The following is a 19,153-nucleotide window of genomic DNA, read 5'->3' on the forward strand; positions in this document are numbered from 1 at the left end:
TAGTCGGTCGGCGGGATCAGCTGCCGCCGGCCGGGAGGGCCTCGAGCAGGACGTCGGGGTTGTCCCGGGCGGTGACCTTGGCGCGCCACTGGTCGACGAAGAGGGCCAGGTGCGTGCCGTCGCTGCGCTGGAGGACCTCGACCCCGCGGATCCCCGCCAGCGCGGCGGCACCGGCCGCGTCGGTGCGCCGCGCGAGCTGGTAGTCCAGCCGGCTGAAGCGGATCGGGGCGTTGAACTCGTTGGTCATCCGGTCCTCGACGACCTCGAACTGCATCGGTCCGACGGCAGCGAGGACGGGGTTCTGGTCGCCGCGCAGGTCCGACCGGAGCACCTGCACCACGCCCTCCTGGTCGAGCTGCTCGATGCCGCGGCGGAACTGCTTGTAGCGGCCGATGTCGCCGGCGCTGGCCGTCACGAAGTGCTCGGGCGCGAAGGTCGGGACCGGCGGGTACTCGATCGGGTCGCCGACGTAGATGGTGTCGCCCACGCGCAGGGCGGTGGCGTTGACCAGGCCGATGATGTCGCCGGGCTCGGCGTTCTCCACCGACGTCGTCTCCCGGCCGAAGACCGCCTGGGCGAACTTCGTCGCGAACGGGCGTCCCGTGGCGGCGTGGGTGACGACCATGCCGCGCTCGAACGTGCCGGAGACGACCCGGGCGTAGGCGAGCCGGTCGCGGTGGGCGGCGTTCATGCCCGACTGCACCTTGAAGACGAACGCGCTGAACTCGTCGTCGACCGCACGGACCGTGCCGTCGGCACCCGGGGTGTCACCAGGCTCCGGCGCGAGGTCGAGCAGCAGGTCCAGCAGCTGCGCGACACCGAAGTTCTGCAGCGCCGAGGCGAACATCACCGGCGTGGTCGCCCCGGCGAGGAAGCGCTCCTGGTCGTGGTCGGCGCCGTCGAGGCCCAGCAGCTCGTGCTCCTCGACCGCATCCGCCCAGACCGGCGCGTCGTTCTCCTCGACCTCGTCGGCACGCATCCGCTTCTCGGGCGCGCGGGTGGCACCACCGGCGGTGCGGGTGTACTTCACGAACTCGCCGGTACGCCGGTCCAGGACGCCGCGGAAGTCCCCGGCCTCGCCGACCGGCCAGGTCAGGGGAGTGGGCCGCAGCCCGATCTTCTCCTGGATGAGGTCCATCAGCTCCAGCGCCGACAGGCCGGGGCGGTCCCACTTGTTGATGACCGTGATGACGGGGATGCCGCGCAGCGCGCACACCCGGAAGAGCTTGAGGGTCTGCGGCTCCAGCCCCTTGCCGGCGTCGACCAGCATCACCGCGGAGTCGACCGCGGACAGCACGCGGTAGGTGTCCTCGGAGAAGTCGCTGTGGCCGGGGGTGTCGACCAGGTTGACGACGTGGTCGCGGTAGACGAACTGCAGCGCGGCCGACGTGATCGAGATGCCGCGCGCCTTCTCCATCGCCATCCAGTCCGACACGGTGGCCCGGCGGTCGCCCTTGCCGTGCACGGCCCCCGCCTCGTTGATGGCCCGCGCGTGCAAGGCGAGCGCCTCGGTCAGCGTGGACTTGCCCGCGTCGGGGTGGCTGATGACGGCGAAGGTACGGCGGGGGCGGCTGTCGTGCACCGACCGAACCTAACGCCCGACCCGGCGCACTCCCGCTTCAGCGCGACTCGTCCGCCTCTGTGCACAGGCGCCTCGAGGGCGCACGATGGCGGCACCACCCGCCCCCAGGAGGACGACCGATGCAGACGACATCCCTGACCAGCGCCGTCGAGGAGCACCTCGCGGCGGCCCGTGCGGCCGGTGCCGGCCGGAGCTCGCACACCCTCTACGGCGGGCAGGAGCACCGGCTGCGTCAGACCCTCATCGCGCTGGCGGAGGGCCGGTCCCTCGGTGAGCACGAGAGCCCCGGCGAGGCGACCCTGCAGGTCCTGCGCGGCCGGGTGCGGCTGCACGCAGGGGACGAGACGTGGGAGGGCGTCGCGGGCGACCACGCGGTCGTGCCGGTGGCGCGCCACGACCTCGAGGCGGTGGAGGACTCCGCGGTCCTGCTCACCGTCGCGGTCGGCACTCGGCCGCCCGGCTGACGCGGGTGGCCCGGCGGGCGCGCCCCGCGCTTCCGGCATCCTGGGTCCATGAGCATCCACATCACCGGTGACGACTCCGCCGACCGCGTCCTAACCGAGGACCCCTTCGCGCTGCTCGTCGGGATGATGCTCGACCAGCAGTACCCCATGGAGCACGCCTTCCGTGGTCCCGCCAAGGTCCTGGACCGCTTCGGCACGCTCGACCCTGCCCGGATCGCCGCCGCCGACCCCGAGGAGTTCGCGGCGCTGTGCTCGACCCCGCCGGCGATCCACCGCTTCCCGGGCTCCATGGCTGCCCGCCTCCAGGCGCTGGCCGCGCTGGTCGAGGAGCGGTACGACGGCCGCACCGAGCGGCTGTGGACCGAGGCGACGACCGGCAGGGAGCTGCTCAAGCGGGTCATGGAGCTGCCCGGCTTCGGCAAGCAGAAGGCGCAGATCTTCGTCGCCCTGCTCGCCAAGCAGCTGGGGGTGCGCCCCGACGGCTGGGAGCAGGCGGTCGGCGACTACGCGCTGGAGGGCCACCGCTCCGTCGCGGACGTCGTCGACGGCGAGACGCTGCAGAAGGTGCGCGACTTCAAGAAGCAGAAGAAGGCAGCCGCCAAGCAGCAGGCCTGAGCGTGCGCCCCCGACGTCCGTCGCCGTCCGTCCGCGGCCGGACCAGGATTGGCCGGCGGTCATCGGGGGCAGGACCACTTCATGGGGCGGTCCGGCACGAGCTCGTGGCCGCTCGTTCACCCGGCCGACGCCGTGCGTTCTGGACCAGTGCGCCCCGCCGTGCTGCGGAATAGGACGCTGATGCCGTGCCGTCACCCACCCCGTGGCAGAATGAAACCGCGGCTCTTGACGTGTGCGGGCTCTGCTGCGCCCGAGAGTCGCCCCGCCGTTGCTCCACAGTCAGTTGACGAGAGGTGTTCGTGTCCTCGACCGCGCGCAAGATCCCTGCCGAGGTGCTCTCGCACCCAGCCGTCGTGGCCCTCATCGAGCGGGGTAAGCCGTCGGGCAGCCTGAGCCCGGAGGATGTCCGCCAGGCCAGTGAGGACGCGGCCGTCGAGCCGCGCCACCTCAAGTCGCTGCTGGCGCACCTGAGCTCCCTGGGCATCTCGGTCGACGTGAGCGCCAGCGCCCAGCGCGCCGTCGCCGCGACGACCGCCCGCAAGACCACCACGGCCAAGACCGCCAAGAAGGCGCCGGCCAAGAAGGCCGCCGCCACCACCGGCGCGTCCGCTCCGACGAAGAAGGCTGCGGCCGCCGCGGCGGCTCCGGCCGCACCGGTCGCCGAGGCGCCGACCGTCATCGGCCCCGACGGCAAGAAGATCCTCCCCGACGTCCCGGACGAGCAGTTCGAGAAGGACGTCGCCCAGGACCCGACGATCAAGGCCGACGAGGAGGAGGCCACGGCCACCTCCAGCTTCGTCGTCTCGTCCGCGGACGAGACCGACGAGCCGGCCCAGCAGGTCATGGTCGCCGGCGCGACGGCCGACCCGGTGAAGGACTACCTGAAGCAGATCGGCAAGGTCCCGCTGCTCAACGCCGAGATGGAGGTCGAGCTCGCCAAGCGGATCGAGGCCGGCCTGTTCTCGGAGGAGAAGCTGGCCAAGGGCGGCAAGATCACCCCGAAGCTCCTCGAGGAGCTCGAGTGGATCGCCGAGGACGGCCGCCGCGCCAAGAACCACCTGCTCGAGGCCAACCTGCGCCTCGTCGTCTCCCTGGCCAAGCGGTACACCGGTCGCGGCATGCTCTTCCTGGACCTGATCCAGGAGGGCAACCTCGGCCTGATCCGTGCGGTCGAGAAGTTCGACTACACCAAGGGCTACAAGTTCTCCACGTACGCCACGTGGTGGATCCGCCAGGCGATCACCCGCGCCATGGCCGACCAGGCCCGCACCATCCGCATCCCGGTGCACATGGTCGAGGTCATCAACAAGCTGGCCCGCGTCCAGCGCCAGATGCTCCAGGACCTGGGCCGCGAGCCCACCCCGGAGGAGCTGGCCAAGGAGCTCGACATGACCCCCGAGAAGGTCATCGAGGTCCAGAAGTACGGCCGCGAGCCCATCTCGCTGCACACCCCGCTCGGCGAGGACGGCGACAGCGAGTTCGGTGACCTCATCGAGGACTCCGAGGCCATCGTCCCGGCCGACGCGGTGTCGTTCACGCTGCTCCAGGAGCAGCTGCACGCCGTCCTCGACACGCTGTCCGAGCGCGAGGCGGGCGTGGTGAGCATGCGCTTCGGCCTGACCGACGGCCAGCCCAAGACCCTCGACGAGATCGGCAAGGTCTACGGCGTGACCCGCGAGCGGATCCGCCAGATCGAGTCCAAGACCATGTCGAAGCTGCGCCACCCGTCGCGCTCGCAGGTCCTGCGCGACTACCTGGACTGACCGGACGGCGCGAGCCGGCCACCTGCAGCGAGCCCCGTACCTCCTCGGAGGTGCGGGGCTCGCCGCTCTCCCACGCGAGCTCGGTCAGCCGCTGGCGACGAGGGCCACCGCGGCCGCGCAGAGGGCGAGCCCCACCGCCTGGCTGCGGTGGATCGTCTCGCGCAGGACGGCCGCGGCGAGGACGACGGTCACCGCCGGGTAGAGCGAGGTGAGGACGGCCGCGACCGCGAGGTAGCCCTCCCGGGTGGCCAGCATGAAGGCGCCGGTGGCGGTCGCGCCCAGCACCCCGCTGACCACCCCCAGGGCCGCCCCGCGCTGGCGCGGCACCCAGGGGGCACGGACGACGACCGCCACCGCGACGATGGCCAGCCCGGCGACCACCTGGTTGAGCGCCAGCGGCAGCAGGCCGGCCTCCTCGGGCACCTCCGCGAGCGCGGCGAAGAGCGTGCCGAAGCCCAGCCCGGCGAGCACGCCGTCGAGCACGCCGGCGCGTCCGGTCGGCGCTCCGGCGGTGGTGGTCAGTGGTCGCCGGGCGACCAGCCAGATCGCCGGCAGGGCGGCGAGGACGCCGAGCCAGACCAGGGCACCGGGTCGCTCGCCTCCGAGGACGCCGACGGCGACCGGCAGCAGCGTGGCCGCGACGCCGGAGACGGGCGCGACGACGCCCATCCGGCCCGAGGAGAGCCCGCGGTAGAGGAAGGCGGTGCCCAGGCCGTTGCCGACGCCGCCGAGAACCGCCCACGCGAGGTCGGTGCCGGTGGGGGAGCCGTCGACGGTCGTGGAGACCAGGAGGACGGCGACCGCGCCGCCGGCCTGGGCGGTGAGCGCGACCGACCACGCGGTCACCCGCTGGGAGGCGAAGCCGCCCACGAAGTCGCCGAGGCCGTAGGCGAGCGCCGCGCCGAGGGCGAGCAGCGCTCCCATCAGCCCCGCCTCACGTGAGGACCACGCCCGCGACCCACGCCGCAGCGGCGGCGAGCGCTGCCGCCAGCTCGATCAGGATGCTCAGGCCGGCGGCGCGCAGCGCGTGCCTGGTCGACGGCCAGGCGGCGGTCCCGCCCACCCGGCGGTGCTCGGCGAGGTACACGCCAAGGACGAACCCGAGGAGCAGCCCGACGACCGGGACGACGAAGAACCCGACGACACCCAGGGCACCACCCGCCCACAGCGTCGAGGTGGGGATGCCGGCGTCCTTGAGCCGGCGCCCGGGCACGGCGTACTTGACGACCGTGCCGAGCGCGAGCAGGACCGTGACCACGGCGAAGACCGTCCAGGCGGTCGTGCCGCCGACCTCGAGCGTCCAGACCAGCACCGCCGCCAGGACGAGCAGCGTCCCGGGCAGGACGGGGACGACCACGCCGGCCACGCCGACCGCGATCGCGATCGCGACGAGGACCTCCACCAGGCTCACCGGCCCACCCTCGCACGCGGGGTCCGCAGGCGTGGCAGGAGGGCAAATGACGGACGGCCCCGGACATGGGTCCGGGGCCGTCGAAGTCTGGGAGCTGGTCTGGTCAGCCCTCGTCGGTGGTGGTGGCTGGAGTGCCGGAGAGCTTGTGGGTCTCGTCGACGACGTTCGCCGCGATCTCCTTGAGCTTGTCGCCGTGCTCGCGTGCGTGGTGGGCGCAGAACAGCAGCTCTCCGCCGGTCTGGAGCTCCACACGGAGGTAGGCCTGGGCTCCGCAGCGGTCGCAGCGGTCCGCAGCCGTCAGCGGGGCGCTGGGTGCAACGGTGGTGGTCACATCGGCCTCATTTCTTGTGTCTCGGTGTCTTGCTCAACGTAGAGGCGGGGCCAAGGATTCCCGCGGCCACGTGGTGCCCGACACGTCGATCTCATCACGGACAGTGTTGCCCGATCCCGGGGTTTCCATGCTCCGGACGGCGGTGTCCGGCCCACGTTCACCCGTTCAGGGGATAACGACTGGTCCTACGAAGTGTGACGCGGTGCTGGTCGCCCCGGTGCCGGAACCACCCGACGTGGCGTGGATCGTGTCCGCATCGTGACGTCCTGCGGTGGTGCTGCTGTGCTGCGGCTCACCGTAGTGGCGCGGGGACCGGGCGTGGCTCCTCGGGCGTGCGGCGTGTCGTGGGTAGATTCGGAGACCAGACCACCGACGGATTTCCCTGGACGCCGCAACCGGTCCGGGCCGGCCGTCGGACCCGCCGTACCGCAGGAGCCCCACGATCGCCGACAACACCTACAACGCAGCGCACCTCCTGGTCCTCGAGGGCCTCGAGGCGGTGCGCAAGCGCCCGGGGATGTACATCGGCTCGACCGACACCCGCGGGCTCATGCACTGCCTGTGGGAGATCATCGACAACGGCGTCGACGAGGCCCTCGGCGGCCACGCGGCCCGGGTCGAGGTCACGCTGCACGCCGACGGCTCCGCCGAGGTCCACGACGACGGCCGGGGCATCCCCACGGACAAGGAGCCCAAGACCGGGCTGCCCGGTGTCGAGGTCGTCGCGACCAAGCTGCACGCGGGCGGCAAGTTCGGCGGCGGGTCGTACGTCGCCACCGGAGGCCTGCACGGAGTCGGCCTGTCGGTGGTCAACGCGCTGTCGACCCGGATGGACATCGACGTCGAGCGGTCGCCGGCGGCCCAGGGGATCTCTTTCCGCCGCGGCGTGCCCGGCGTGTTCGCCGCCGACGACGACCCGGCGGCCGACTTCGAGCCGCGGTCCGGGCTGACCCGCAAGGGCGGCCGGGTCGCGAAGGGCCGCAGCGGCACCCGGATCCGGTTCTGGCCGGACCGGCAGATCTTCACCAAGGACGCCGGCTTCGTCTACGACGAGCTCGTCACCCGCGCCCGGCAGACCTCGTTCATTGTGCCGGGGCTCGAGCTGGTCATCCGCGACCTGCGGGGACCCGAGCTGGTCGAGGAGAAGTTCCGCCACGACGGCGGCATCACCGAGTTCACCGACTTCCTGGCCGCCGACGAGCCGGTCACCGACATCCTGCGGCTGCAGGGGTCGGGCACGTTCACCGAGACGGTGCCGCTGCTCGACGACAAGGGCCACATGACCCCGCAGGAGGTCGAGCGCGAGCTCGGCGTCGACGTGGCGGTGCGGTGGGGGACCGGTTACGACTCCGAGCTGCGGTCCTTCGTCAACGTCATCGCCACCCCCAAGGGCGGCACCCACGTCAGCGGCTTCGAGCAGGCCGTCACCCGCACCTTCAACGACGCGATGAAGGCCGCGAAGGTGCTCAAGGTCAACGACGACGACGTCACCAAGGACGATGTGCTCGAGGGCATGACCGCGGTGGTCACCGTGCGCCTGGCCGAGCCGCAGTTCGAGGGGCAGACCAAGGAGATCCTGGGCACGCCGGCCGCGCGCACCGTCGTACGACGCGTGGTGGCCGCCGAGCTGAAGGACTTCCTCACCTCCACCAAGCGCCAGGAGAAGGCGCAGGCCAAGCTGGTCATGGAGAAGGTGGCCGGCGCCGCCAAGACCCGGATCGCCGCGCGCCAGCACAAGGAGACCCAGCGGCGCAAGAACGCCCTGGAGTCCTCGGCGCTGCCCTCCAAGCTGGCCGACTGCCGGGCCACCGACAACGACCGCACCGAGCTGTTCATCGTCGAGGGGGACTCCGCGCTCGGCACGGCCAAGCTGGCGCGGAACTCTGAGTTCCAGGCGCTGCTGCCGATCCGCGGCAAGATCCTCAACGTCCAAAAGGCCTCGGTCGGCGACATGCTCAAGAACGCCGAGTGCGCCTCGATCATCCAGGTCGTCGGTGCCGGCTCGGGCCGCACGTTCGACCTCGACGCCCGCCGCTACGGCCGGATCATCTTCATGGCCGACGCGGACTCCGACGGCGCACACATCCGCTGCCTGCTGGCGACGCTGTTCTTCAAGTACATGCCGGACCTGATCCGCGAGGGCCGGGTCTACTCGGCCGTCCCGCCGCTGCACCGCATCGAGATCTCCAACCCGCGCAAGGGCCAGGACAAGTACGTCTACACCTACTCCGACGACCAGCTGCAGCGAACGCTGGCGGAGCTGAAGAAGAAGAACGTGAAGTGGAAGGACCCGGTCCAGCGCTACAAGGGCCTCGGTGAGATGGACGCCGACCAGCTGGCCGAGACCACCATGGACCCGCGCCGCCGCACGCTGCGCCGGATCACCGTCGACGACGCCGACGTGGCGGCGAACGTCTTCGAGCTGCTGATGGGCTCTGACGTCGCGCCCCGCAAGGAGTTCATCGTCCAGGGCGCCTACGACGTGGACGTGGAGGCGCTGGACGCGTGAGCCGGGCGTCGGCTGGGTAGGTCGTCGGCATGAACCACCGACTCGCGCGCGCCCTCGGCGCCTCGCTGCTGCTCTCCGGGATCCTCACCCTCGTCGTCGCACTGGTCTGCCACGTCGCCGGCGGTCCGGAGGGGACGCACGCGAGCGCGGTGTGGGTGCTGGCGGTGCTCGGCCTGCTCCTGGTGGGCAACTCGCTGGTCGTGCTGGTCGTGGAGTCCCAGGTCCGCGCCGAGCACGAGCCCAGCGCGGGCTGACCGCGGGCGGCGGGGTCGGCGATCCGGGGACGGACGGTCCCGGCTGGCAGCATGGGCGGGTGCTCCGCCACCGACGTCCTGCCCGTGCCCTGGTCGCCGCGCTGGCGACGCTCGCGCTGACGGCGGGCTGCACGGGTGACGACGGTACGTCGCAGGGCGGCCCCGCGGGCGACGCCACGTCCGCCGAGCAGGCTCCGGCGCCCAGCCCGTCCGAGCGGCTCGGCCTGGCCCCCGGCTGGGGTCCTACCCGCGCCGAGCTGGACCGCGCCGCGCGGCAGGTGGGCAGGCTGCCGCTCCCGGCGCTCGCCGGCCAGGTGATCGTGGCGCGGTACGCCGGCACGGCCGCGCCGACCCGGTTGGTGCGCCGGCTGCACCTGGGCGGCGTGGTGGTCTTCGACGAGAACGTCGCCGGGCCCGACCAGCTGCGCCAGGCGCTGCGGGCCCTCGAGCGTGGTGCCGGGCGCCGGTGGCCCCTGATCACGGCCGTCGACCAGGAGGGCGGGCTGGTGCAGCGCGTGCGCGGTGCGGTGACGGCGTACCCCGCCTTCATGTCGGCGGGGGCGGCCGACGACGAGCGGCTCACCCGTCGTGCCTACCTGGCGGCGGCGCGCGAGCTGCGCGGGCTCGGGATCGACGTCGACCTGGCGCCCGACGCCGACGTCACCGGCGGCGTGAGCGACCCCGTGATCGGCTCGCGGTCCGCCGGCGCGGACCCGGCCGTGGCCGCGGAGCACTCGGTCGCCGCGGCCCGGGGCATGTGGGCCGCCGGCGTCGTGCCGGTGGTCAAGCACTTCCCCGGGCACGGCTCGCTGACGACCGACAGCCACGTGGGGCTCCCGGTCCAGGACCGCTCGCTGCGCGAGCTCCTGCGCACCGACCTCGTGCCGTTCCGGGCGGCCGTGGCGGCGGGCCTGCCGGCGGTGATGGTCGGCCACATCGCGGTGCGGGCGCTCGACCGCGGCGTGCCGGCCACGGTGTCGCGACCGGTCGTCCACGGCCTCCTGCGCGAGCGGCTCGGCTTCGACGGCCTCGTCGTGAGCGACGCGCTGGAGATGGCCGCGGTCCGGTCGGTGCGGCAGCCGGCGGTCCGCTTCCTCGCCGCGGGCGGGGACGTGGTGCTGATGCCGAGCGATCCCGCGGCCGCCCGCGCGGCCATCGTGGCGGCGGTGCGTGAGGGCCGGCTCCCTCGCCGGCGCCTCGAGCAGGCGGCGACCCGCATGGTCGCGCTGCTCGAGCACACCGCCGACCGGGGCCGCCCCGCCGCGCCGGGCTCGGCGGCGGCCGCCTCCCGCGAGCTGTCCGCGGAGGCCGTCACGGTCGCCGCGGGACCCTGCTCCGGGGCTCTGGTCGACGGACCGGTCGTGCCGCTCGGCGACGACGGCGCGGTGGCGGCGTTCCGCACGGCCGCCTCGGCGGCCGGCATGGAGCTGGGCCACGTGACGTACGTGAAGCCGCCGCGGCCGCAGCGCACGGGCGACCGCAAGCGCGACCGCCGGCGCCTGGCGGCCTGGCGGCGGATCGAGCCGCGCATGGTCGTGCACGGCACTCCGGTCCACCTCGTCGGTCCGGGCGGCACCGCGCCGGACGACGGGATCGTCGTCGCGACCGACCGTCCCTGGGTGCTCGGCACCTCCGCCGCGGGCGTCCGCATCGCGACGTACGGCGAGACGCCGGGCGCCATGGGCGCCCTCGTCGACGTGCTCCGCGGTGAGGCCTCCGCTCCCGGGCGGCTCCCGGTGCCGGTGGTCGGGGTCGAGCGGCGGGGGTGCCGGCTGTAACGACAGGTCCGCTGCTGTGTCGGCACGCTGCAGCGTGCCGACACAGCGGCGAACGTCGCGTTGCAGCCGCTTCGAGCGCCGCGGCCTCAGACGACGCGCTCGAGCAGCCCGCTGTCGACGTCGTAGATGAAGCCGCCGATCTTGACCGACTCGGGCACCAGCGGGTGGCTGCGCACCTTGTGCACGTCGTCGGCGAGCGCGGCCTGCTGGTCGGTGACCACGTTGAACGGCTGCCAGGCGGCGTCCTGGCCGGCCGAGGCGGCGACGCGCTCGCGCAGCTCCTCCTCGGTGTTCGAGGCGACCGCGCAGCGGGTGTGGGGGACCACGAGGATCCGGTCGACGTTGAGCAGGTGCACGCCCAGGACGAGCGCCTCCAGCGCCTGGGGGGTCACCCGACCGCCCGGGTTGCGGAAGATCTTCGCGTCGCCCGGCTTGAGGCCGAGCATGCCGAGCGGGTCGATGCGCGAGTCCATGCAGGTCACGATCGCGACCCCCGCATGGGCGACGCCGTCGAAGCCGGCGAGGTCGAAGGTCTCCGCGAAGCGCTGGTTCGCGGCGAGCAGGTCGTCGAAGTCCGAGTCAGCCACGGACCGGAACCTACCGAACCGCTCAGACGCCCGTGCGGAGGGCCTCGACCGGCGAGACGGCCCGCGTGGCGGCGCCGCGGAAGACCACCAGCGCGAGCAGCCCGGCGAGCACCGCGGCCACCGCGGCGCCGGCGAAGACCGCGTGCTCCTGGGGGATCCCGGCGGCCGCGATCAGGTCGGAGTACTCCTGGCAGCGCGTGCGGTCCCCGCACACCTCGCGCGCCGAGGGGAGCGGGTTGTCCTCGAGGTGGTCGTAGTAGCGGCGCAGGCCCAGCGCGGTGAGCGCGGAGATGCCGACGAGCATGCCGACCATCCGCGCGACGACCACCATCGCGCTGGCCACGCCGTGCACGTCGTCGTCGGTGCTGGCCAGGACCGCGGCGTTGACCGGCGCGAGCGCGAGCCCGAACCCGAAGCCGCACACGACGAGGGTGAGGTCGGAGGTGAGGTGCTCGAGGCTGTCGACGCCCCACTGCGTCATCAGCGCGAACCCGAGCGCGGCCAGGGCCATGCCGACCGCGGTGATCACGCCGGCCCCCACGCGGCGAGTGAGCCAGCCGCCGACGACCGCACCGACGGGCAGCGCGACCAGGAAGCGCAGCAGCACCAGGGCCGCCATCAGCTGGGAGTCGCGGTGGATCGTGGTGCGGGCGAACAGCGGGATGTCGATGAGGGCGGCGATGAGCGCGGCGCCGACGAAGAAGCTGACCAGCACCGCGCCCCAGGCCGGGGTACGCCGCAGCGCACCGGCCGGCACGATCGGCGCGTCGGACCGACGGACGTGGACCACGAAGGCGGCGGCGCCGACGGCCGCGCCGACGAGGTACCAGAGGCCCTGGTCGGAGAAGACCTGGACCTTCGGGTCGGCGGTGGCGAAGGCGAGGATCACCCCGCCCAGCGCGACGGCCAGCAGCAGGGCACCGGTCAGGTCGGCGTCGCGGGCGCTGCGCCACCAGCCGCGGAGGTCGACCAGCGGGCGGCGGGCGGTCGCGCACCGCACGAGGAGCAGCAGCGCCGCCACGATCGCCACCAGGCCCACCGGGGTGAGCCAGCGGCCGTCGCCGACGTACGGCACGAACATCTCGCCCCAGGTCAGGTCGCGCAGCAGCTGGCTGGGCCGCACGAAGACCAGACCGCCGGCCGCCAGGGCCACCAGCGCGAGCAGCATCCCGACGAGGTCGGGCATGCCGCGGCGGCCGGGTGGCGAGGCGCCGTCCCGGCCGAGCGCGCGGATCGCGGCGGCGAGCACCAGGCCGACGGCGAGGTTGAGCAGGAAGATCGCGCGCCAGTCGGCGACCGCGAGCACCAGGGCGCCGAGCAGCGGGCCGAGCACGCTGCCGACCTCCTGGACCGCCGAGACCAGCCCCAGTGGCACGCCGCGGCGCTCGGCGGGGTAGAGGTCCGCGACCAGGGCGAGGGTCGCCGGCACCAGGCCGCCGCCACCGACGCCCTGGAGGAAGCGGCCGGTCACCATGCTGGGCAGGTCGTACGCCGCCGCGGTGACCAGCGAGCCGAGCGCGAAGACGACCAGCGCGGCCACGAGCACCGGCGTGCGGCCACGGAGGTCGGCGATCCGCCCGATCAGCGGCAGCATCGCGACGTACCCCAGCAGGAAGCCGGAGATGATCGGGGCGGCCTTCTGCAGCTGCTCCACCGAGACGCCGGCGCCGGCCATCATGTCCGGCAGCGCGAGCACGACCACGTAGGTGTCGGCGGCCGCGAAGGCCACCGCGACCGCTGCCAGGGCGAGCAGCAGGCGCGGCGACCCGAGCCGGCTCGCCGGGGCGCTCACCGGGCGCTCACGGGGCGGTGATGTCCTGCTCGGTGCCGTAGTCGGCGAAGTCGATCGTGTAGGTCATCGAGGGCGAGTCGGCGTAGAAGACGCCGGTCAGCACCGCCGAGGTCAGCAGGCCGTCGTCGTCGACGGTGTACGTCGCGTCGAAGTCGCCCGAGGCGCCCGGGATGACGTTGGCGACGGCCGTGTCGGGGACGGTGCCGGTGTACTCGGTGAGGACCTGGTCGTTCTTCTCCCCGCCGCGCACCGACTCGCCCTCCTCGACGCCGGTCGTCGCCGGCAGCAGGGCCGAGAAGCCGCGATCGGGGCTCATCAGGTCGGCGGGGTCCGGCGCGCCGTACTCGGTGGGGTCGATGTCCTGCCAGCCGTTGGTCAGCGGCAGCTGGGCGAAGACCTTGTCGTCGACCGCCACGACCGGGACCTCGGCCTCCTGGCCGAAGATGCGCACCGTCAGCGCCCCCTCGAAGGCTGGGGCGTGGGTGCCGGTGCCGGCGGCGTCGACGATGCCGGTGACGCCCTCGGGGAGGTCGTCGGTGCTGAGCCGGATCGAGAGCCCGGAGGTCTCGTCGAAGGCCGTCTTCGCCGCCGCCAGGACCTCCTCCGGCGTCTGGTCGTCCGCGGCGGGGCCCGAGCCACCGTCGTCGTCGCCGGAGCAGCCGGTCAGCAGGGCGGTGGAGAGGGTCGCGGCGAGGCCGAGTGCGGCCAGCGTGCGGGCAGGACGGACAGGACCGACGACGGAGCGGAGCATGCCGATCAGCCTTCCACACCGGGGGTGGGCGCCCCGGTCCCGGAGAACCGGGCGGACACGGGGCCCGCGCAGGCCGCGATCGGCTGCGTCCCGGGGATGCCCGAGCCGTCGCGGCGGCCGGTCGCCTCTGGCAGCTCGACCGGGGCGCCGCTGTCGGCGGCGGCGCGCGCCGGTGCGGTGCCCACCCAGGCGAAGACGAGCGCGTCCTCGCCCTTGAGGAACCGGTGGCAGCGCACGCCGCCCGTGGCCCGGCCCTTGGGCGGGTACTCCTCGAAGGGCGTCACCTTCACGGCGCCCGGCTCGGTGCCGGGCAGCGCGGTCGAGGAGCCGGAGGCGGTCACCACGACCGACCCCTCGGGGGCGGCGGGGTCGACCGCGCCGAACCACAGCACGGAGGCGCCGGCGGTCAGCCGGACGCCGGCGATGCCGCCGCCGGTCCGGCCCTGGGGACGGACGCCGTCGGCCCCGAAGTGGAGCAGCTGGGCGTCGGTGGTCACGAAGCAGAGGGTCTCCTCGCCGGTGACGAGCTCGACCGCGCCGACGACCTCGTCGCCGTCGGCGAGCCGGACGACCTCCCAGTCGTCCCGGTTGAGGACCTCGGGGTTGACCCGCTTGACCACGCCCTGCCTGGTGCCCAGCGCGAGGCCGGGTCCGTCGGTGCCGAGCGTGCACAGCGCGAGCAGCCGCTCGCCCGGCTCGAGGGCGAGGATCTCGCTGACGGGCAGGCCGCCCGCGAGGTGCGGGTCGTTCGCGGTGCCGGGCAGCTGGGGCAGCTCCAGCACGCCGATGCGCACCAGCCGGCCGGTGCTGGTCAGCCCGCCGACCTCGCCGCGGGCGGTGCCGCGGACCGCGGAGATGACCACGTCGTGGTTGGCGCGGCCGCCGCCCTGGCCGGGGGGCTCGTCGGTCGCGGTGCGCGCCAGCAGGCCGGAGGAGGAGAGGTAGACGAAGCAGGGGTCGTCGGCGACCTCGAGCGGCACGGCGCTGCTCACCGGCGAGCCGGCGGACTCCAGCAGCACGGTCCGGCGCGGCGTGCCGTACGTCGTGGCGACCTCGGCGAGCTCGTCGGAGACCACCCGCCGCAGCAGCTTCTCGTCGCCGAGGATCGCGTCGAGCTCGTCGATGGTCTGCTGCAGCTCGGACTGCTCCTTCTCCAGCTCGATCCGGGAGAACTTCGTGAGCCGGCGCAGCTGCATCTCGAGGATGTACGTCGCCTGCGGCTCGGTCAGCTCGAAGACGTCCATCAGCCGCCCGCGCGCCTGCTCGGCGTTGTCGCTGGAGCGGATCAGCTGGATGACCTCGTCGATGTCGAGGATCGCGACGAGGAGTCCCTCGACCAGGTGCAGCCGGTCGGCGGCCTTGCCGCGTCGGAAGGTCGAGCGGCGGCGGACCACGTCGTAGCGGTGCGCGAGGAAGACCTCGAGCATCTCCTTGAGGCCCAGCGTGCGGGGCTGGCCGTCGACCAGGGCGACGTTGTTGATGCCGAAGCTGTCCTCCATCGGCGTGAGCCGGTAGAGCTGCTCGAGCAGCGCCTCGGGGACGAAGCCGTTCTTGATCTCGATCACCAGCCGCAGGCCGTGCTCGCGGTCGGTGAGGTCCTTCATGTCCGAGATGCCCTGCAGCTTCTTGGCCTGCACGAGGGTCTTGATCCGCTCGATGACCTTCTCGGTGCCCACGCCGTAGGGGAGCTCGGTGACGACGATGCCCTTGCGGCGGTTGGTGATGTTCTCGATGCGGGCGCTGGCGCGCATCTTGAACGTGCCGCGGCCGGTCTCGTAGGCGTCGCGGATGCCGTCAAGGCCGACGATCTTGCCGCCGGTGGGCAGGTCCGGCCCGGGGATGAACCGCATCAGGTCGTCGAGGCTCGCGCGGGGGTCCTTGACCAGGTGGCGCAGCGCCTGGACCACCTCGACCAGGTTGTGCGGGGCGCAGTTGGTCGCCATGCCCACCGCGATCCCGGTGGTGCCGTTGACCACGAGGTTCGGGATGGCCGCAGGCAGCACCGACGGCTCCAGCTCGCGGCTGTCGTAGTTGGGCCGGAAGTCGACGGTGTCCTCGTCGATCGAGGCGGTCATCGCGACCGCGGCCGGCGCCATCCGGGCCTCGGTGTAGCGCATCGCGGCGGGGGAGTCGTCGGGCGAGCCGAAGTTGCCGTGGCCGTCGATGAACGGCAGCCGCATCGACCACGGCTGCGCCATCCGCACCATCGCGTCGTAGATGGCGCCGTCGCCGTGGGGGTGTAGCCGGCCCATGACCTCGCCGACGACGCGCGCGCTCTTGACGTGGCCGCGGTCGGGGCGCAGGCCCATGTCGTTCATCGTGTAGAGGATCCGGCGCTGGACCGGCTTGAGGCCGTCGCGTGCGTCGGGGAGCGCCCGGGAGTAGATGACGGAGTAGGCGTACTCCAGGAACGACGACTCCATCTCCTGCTTGATGTCGGTGTCGAGGATGTGCTCCTCGAAGTCCTCGGGCGGCGGGGGAGTCGTACGTCGTGCCATGGCGACATTCTCCCCGGCGGGGTGGTCGCGGGGGCCGGGGGCACACCGGGACCGGCTAGATTCCTCCCGTGACCGAGCAGGACGTCCCCACCGCCCCCCGGCACTGGGAGGCCGACGTCCTCCTCCGGGACGGACGCACCGCCCACATCCGGCCGATCGGCCCCGCGGACGCCGACCTGCTGGTGGAGTTCTACGCCCGGGTCTCCGACACCTCGAAGTACTACCGGTTCTTCTCGCCGATGCCGCGCCTCTCCGACCGCGACGTCAAGCGGTTCACCCAGGTCGACCACCGCGACCGCGTGGCGTTCGTGCTCACCCTCAGCGGGCAGATGATCGCCGTCGGTCGCTACGACGTCATCCGGCCCGGCGAGGCCGAGGTCGCCTTCCTCGTCGAGGACAGGCACCAGGGCCGCGGCATCGCCCAGCTGCTGCTCGAGCACCTCGCCCAGGCCGGCCGCGAGCGCGGGGTGGAGCGGTTCGTCGCCGAGGTGCTGCCCGACAACACCCGGATGATCCAGACCTTCCGCGACGCCGGCTACCACGTGGCCAGCGAGTACGAGGACGGCGTGCTGGTCCTGGAATTCCCGATCACCCCCACCGACACCGCGATCGGGCTGATGCAGGGCCGGGAGCACAAGGCCGAGGCCGCCTCGATCGAGCGGTTCTTCAACCCCCGCTCGGTCGCCGTCATCGGCGCCTCCCGCCGGCAGGACACCATCGGCCAGGCGCTCGTGCGCCACCTGGTCACCGGCGACTTCACCGGGCGGGTGTACGTCGTGAACCCGACCGCCGCCGCGGTCTCGGGCATGCCGGCGTACAAGACCGTCGGCGACATCCCCGACGAGGTCGACGTGGCGATCGTCGCGGTGCCGGCGGAGTCGGTGCAGGACGTCGTGCTCGACTGCGCCGCGAAGGGCGTCCACGGCCTCGTCGTGATCTCCTCGGGCTTCGCCGAGACCGGCGAGGAGGGCCGCCAGCGCCAGCGCAGGCTGGTGGGGCTCTCCCGCTCCTACGGCCTGCGCCTGATCGGCCCGAACTGCCTGGGGATCATCAACACCGACCCCTCCGTCTCGATCAACGCCTCGCTGTCCTCGGTGATGCCGCCGCGCGGTCGTGCCGGGTTCTTCTGCCAGTCCGGCGCGCTCGGCTCCGCGATCCTGGAGAAGGTCCAGAACCGCGGCCTCGGCCTGTCCACCTTCGTCAGCGCGGGCAACCGCGCCGACGTCTCGGGCAACGACCTGCTGCAGTACTGGGAGGAGGACGACTCCACCGAGGTCGTCCTGCTCTACCTGGAGTCCATCGGCAACCCGCGCAAGTTCTCCCGCATCGCCCGCCGGGTCTCGCTGCGAAAGCCGATCATCGCGGTGCGCTCGGGGCGCACCACCCAGGGCGTGCCGATGGGCCATGCGGTGCGCCGGATCTCCGCCCCTCCGCAGGCGGTCGACGCGATGTTCCGCCAGGCCGGGGTGATCCAGGTCGACACGCTCGAGGAGATGTTCGACGTCGCCCAGCTGCTGGCCCACCAGCCGCTGCCGCGCGGGCGCCGGGTCGCGATCGTGGGCAACTCCGACGCGCTCGGCCTGCTCGCCGCCGACGCCGCCGCGGCCGTGGGCCTGGTGGTCAACAAGTCCGTCGCGCTCGGCGCCGAGGCGACGGCCGAGGACTTCGAGGACGCCCTCGACGCCGCCATCGACGACCCCGAGATCGACTCGGTCGTCGCGGTCTACATCCCGCCGCTCAACGTCTCCGGCGAGGACGTCGCGAACGTCCTGGCGGCCGTCGGCGAGCAGTCCGACAAGCCGCTGGTCTCCTCCTTCCTCGGCGCCGAGGGCGTGCCCGAGCTGCTGCGCGTGCCCGACGTGGCCGGCTCGACCGCCGGTCGCGGCTCGGTGCCGTCGTACCCCGCCGTGGAGTACGCCGTGCGCGCGCTCGCCCGCGTCGTGGAGTACGCCGTGTGGCTGCGCACCCCCGACGCCCCGCCCCGCGTCGGCGACACGGTCGACCCGCGCACCGCGAAGGCCGTCGTCAACCGGGTGCTCACCCAGCACCCCGAGGGCGTCGAGCTGAGCCAGGAGACCCTGGCCGAGCTGCTCGCGGCGTACGGCGTGGAGCTGTGGCCGGTGCACCGCGTCGCCAGCCTCGAGGAGGCCCGCGCGGCCGGGGAGTCGCTCGGGTGGGACGTGGTGCTCAAGGCGACCGCCGACCACCTCCGCGAGCGGCCGGACCTGGCCCACGTCTGGCGCAACATCGACGATCCCGAGGAGATGACCGACGCCTGGGACTCGCTGTCCTCGGTCATCGGCGACCCCGCCGGCGCGGGCTTCGTGGTCCAGAAGGTGGCGCAGCCCGGCGTGCCGGTCTCGATCCGCTCGATCGAGGACCCGCTCTTCGGCCCGGTCGTGTCCTTCGGCATCTCGGGCCCGATCACCGACCTGCTGACCGACCGCTCCTACCGGATCCCGCCGCTCAGCGAGCGCGACGCGGCGGCGATGGTGCGCGAGATCAAGGCCGCGCCGATGCTCTTCGGCTACCGCGGCAGCGAGGTGGTCGACGTGGCCGAGGTCGAGCGGCTGATCCTGCGGGTCTCCCAGCTGCAGAACGACCTGCCCCAGGTGCGCTCCCTCGAGCTCTCCCTGGTCCTGGCCGGTGCGCACGGCGCCAGCGTGCTGACCGCGGCCGGGCGGGTCGAGCCGGTGACCGACCCGCGCTCGGACTGGTTCGTGCGCCGGCTGCCGTCGCTGCCGGGGGACACGCTCCCGAGCTGAGGCGGGCCCGGGCGCGGGCGGACCGGTCCCGGCCGGACTGAGCCGGTGGGGGA

General features: G+C 73.2%; 14 protein-coding genes and 1 pseudogene. 7 read left to right on the forward strand and 8 right to left on the reverse strand.

What is annotated here, in order from left to right:
* Positions 1–16: 16 nt before the first annotated feature.
* Positions 17–1,582, reverse strand: coding sequence for a peptide chain release factor 3 (locus tag AB0N29_RS04845; protein WP_302270890.1), 1,566 nt, complete (start codon positions 1,580–1,582; stop codon positions 17–19).
* A gap of 119 nt (positions 1,583–1,701) precedes the next feature.
* Between AB0N29_RS04845 and AB0N29_RS04850 the strand changes: the two genes are divergently transcribed.
* The 3 genes and pseudogenes from AB0N29_RS04850 to AB0N29_RS04860 form a co-directional block, all read left to right on the forward strand.
* The gene (locus tag AB0N29_RS04850) at positions 1,702–2,046 is read left to right on the forward strand and encodes a cupin domain-containing protein (RefSeq protein ID WP_364864536.1); all 345 of its coding nucleotides are present in this window, start codon (positions 1,702–1,704) and stop codon (positions 2,044–2,046) included.
* 48 nt (positions 2,047–2,094) lie between these two features.
* Complete coding sequence (locus AB0N29_RS04855) at positions 2,095–2,661, forward strand: HhH-GPD-type base excision DNA repair protein (RefSeq protein WP_364864538.1); 567 nt, start codon at positions 2,095–2,097, stop codon at positions 2,659–2,661.
* Positions 2,662–3,353: 692 nt separating this feature from the next.
* A pseudogene (locus tag AB0N29_RS04860) lies at positions 3,354–4,424 on the forward strand (RNA polymerase sigma factor); the annotation flags it as partial.
* 84 nt (positions 4,425–4,508) lie between these two features.
* On the opposite strand, the gene AB0N29_RS04865 reads toward AB0N29_RS04860, so the two are convergent.
* From AB0N29_RS04865 to AB0N29_RS04875, 3 genes are all read right to left on the reverse strand, one after another.
* Entirely contained in the window at positions 4,509–5,348 is an 840-nt protein-coding gene (locus AB0N29_RS04865; RefSeq protein ID WP_364864540.1) for an EamA family transporter, read from the reverse strand.
* A gap of 10 nt (positions 5,349–5,358) precedes the next feature.
* Entirely contained in the window at positions 5,359–5,835 is a 477-nt protein-coding gene (locus tag AB0N29_RS04870) for a DUF456 domain-containing protein (protein WP_364864542.1), read from the reverse strand.
* 103 nt (positions 5,836–5,938) lie between these two features.
* Positions 5,939–6,166: a hypothetical protein gene (locus AB0N29_RS04875; RefSeq protein WP_302270896.1), complete on the reverse strand. Its 228-nt coding sequence runs from the start codon at positions 6,164–6,166 to the stop codon at positions 5,939–5,941.
* A gap of 442 nt (positions 6,167–6,608) precedes the next feature.
* Between AB0N29_RS04875 and AB0N29_RS04880 the strand changes: the two genes are divergently transcribed.
* From AB0N29_RS04880 to AB0N29_RS04890, 3 genes are read left to right on the forward strand one after another with little or no spacing between them, the layout of a single operon-like run.
* Complete coding sequence (locus AB0N29_RS04880; protein WP_302271642.1) at positions 6,609–8,675, forward strand: DNA topoisomerase IV subunit B; 2,067 nt, start codon at positions 6,609–6,611, stop codon at positions 8,673–8,675.
* 29 nt (positions 8,676–8,704) lie between these two features.
* Positions 8,705–8,929, forward strand: coding sequence for a hypothetical protein (locus AB0N29_RS04885; RefSeq protein WP_302270897.1), 225 nt, complete (start codon positions 8,705–8,707; stop codon positions 8,927–8,929).
* A gap of 59 nt (positions 8,930–8,988) precedes the next feature.
* Positions 8,989–10,707: a glycoside hydrolase family 3 protein gene (locus AB0N29_RS04890; protein WP_364864546.1), complete on the forward strand. Its 1,719-nt coding sequence runs from the start codon at positions 8,989–8,991 to the stop codon at positions 10,705–10,707.
* A gap of 86 nt (positions 10,708–10,793) precedes the next feature.
* Here AB0N29_RS04890 and AB0N29_RS04895 read toward each other — a convergent pair whose 3' ends face one another.
* Genes AB0N29_RS04895 through AB0N29_RS04910 form a run of 4 tightly spaced genes read right to left on the reverse strand, consistent with a single transcriptional unit; the run spans position 10,794 to position 16,335 of the window.
* Positions 10,794–11,294: a carbonic anhydrase gene (locus tag AB0N29_RS04895; protein ID WP_302270899.1), complete on the reverse strand. Its 501-nt coding sequence runs from the start codon at positions 11,292–11,294 to the stop codon at positions 10,794–10,796.
* Positions 11,295–11,316: 22 nt separating this feature from the next.
* Positions 11,317–13,086 carry an MFS transporter gene (locus AB0N29_RS04900; protein ID WP_364864549.1) on the reverse strand — a complete coding sequence of 590 codons (1,770 nt, stop codon included), beginning with the start codon at positions 13,084–13,086 and terminating at the stop codon, positions 11,317–11,319.
* Positions 13,087–13,093: 7 nt separating this feature from the next.
* On the reverse strand, positions 13,094–13,837 hold the full coding sequence (locus AB0N29_RS04905; protein WP_364864551.1) for an LppX_LprAFG lipoprotein: 744 nt from the start codon (positions 13,835–13,837) through the stop codon (positions 13,094–13,096).
* 5 nt (positions 13,838–13,842) lie between these two features.
* Positions 13,843–16,335 (reverse strand): DNA topoisomerase IV subunit A, encoded by a 2,493-nt coding sequence (locus tag AB0N29_RS04910; RefSeq protein WP_364864554.1) that lies wholly within the window; start codon positions 16,333–16,335, stop codon positions 13,843–13,845.
* A gap of 68 nt (positions 16,336–16,403) precedes the next feature.
* Between AB0N29_RS04910 and AB0N29_RS04915 the strand changes: the two genes are divergently transcribed.
* Positions 16,404–19,100 (forward strand): GNAT family N-acetyltransferase, encoded by a 2,697-nt coding sequence (locus AB0N29_RS04915; protein ID WP_364864557.1) that lies wholly within the window; start codon positions 16,404–16,406, stop codon positions 19,098–19,100.
* Positions 19,101–19,153 lie beyond the last annotated feature (53 nt).

The organism is Nocardioides sp. NPDC092400 (genome assembly GCF_040684155.1).
In the GTDB taxonomy this organism is placed as follows: Bacteria; Actinomycetota; Actinomycetes; order Propionibacteriales; family Nocardioidaceae; genus Nocardioides.

Bases quoted from the DNA above. Each gene is read 5' to 3' on its own strand.
- AB0N29_RS04850 (WP_364864536.1), top strand. From the start codon at position 1,702: ATGCAGACGACATCCCTGACCAGCGCCGTCGAGGAGCACCTCGCGGCG.
- AB0N29_RS04855 (WP_364864538.1), top strand. From the start codon at position 2,095: ATGAGCATCCACATCACCGGTGACGACTCCGCCGACCGCGTCCTAACC.
- AB0N29_RS04865 (WP_364864540.1), bottom strand. From the start codon at position 5,348: ATGGGAGCGCTGCTCGCCCTCGGCGCGGCGCTCGCCTACGGCCTCGGC.
- AB0N29_RS04885 (WP_302270897.1), top strand. From the start codon at position 8,705: ATGAACCACCGACTCGCGCGCGCCCTCGGCGCCTCGCTGCTGCTCTCC.
- AB0N29_RS04905 (WP_364864551.1), bottom strand. From the start codon at position 13,837: ATGCTCCGCTCCGTCGTCGGTCCTGTCCGTCCTGCCCGCACGCTGGCC.
- AB0N29_RS04910 (WP_364864554.1), bottom strand. From the start codon at position 16,335: ATGGCACGACGTACGACTCCCCCGCCGCCCGAGGACTTCGAGGAGCAC.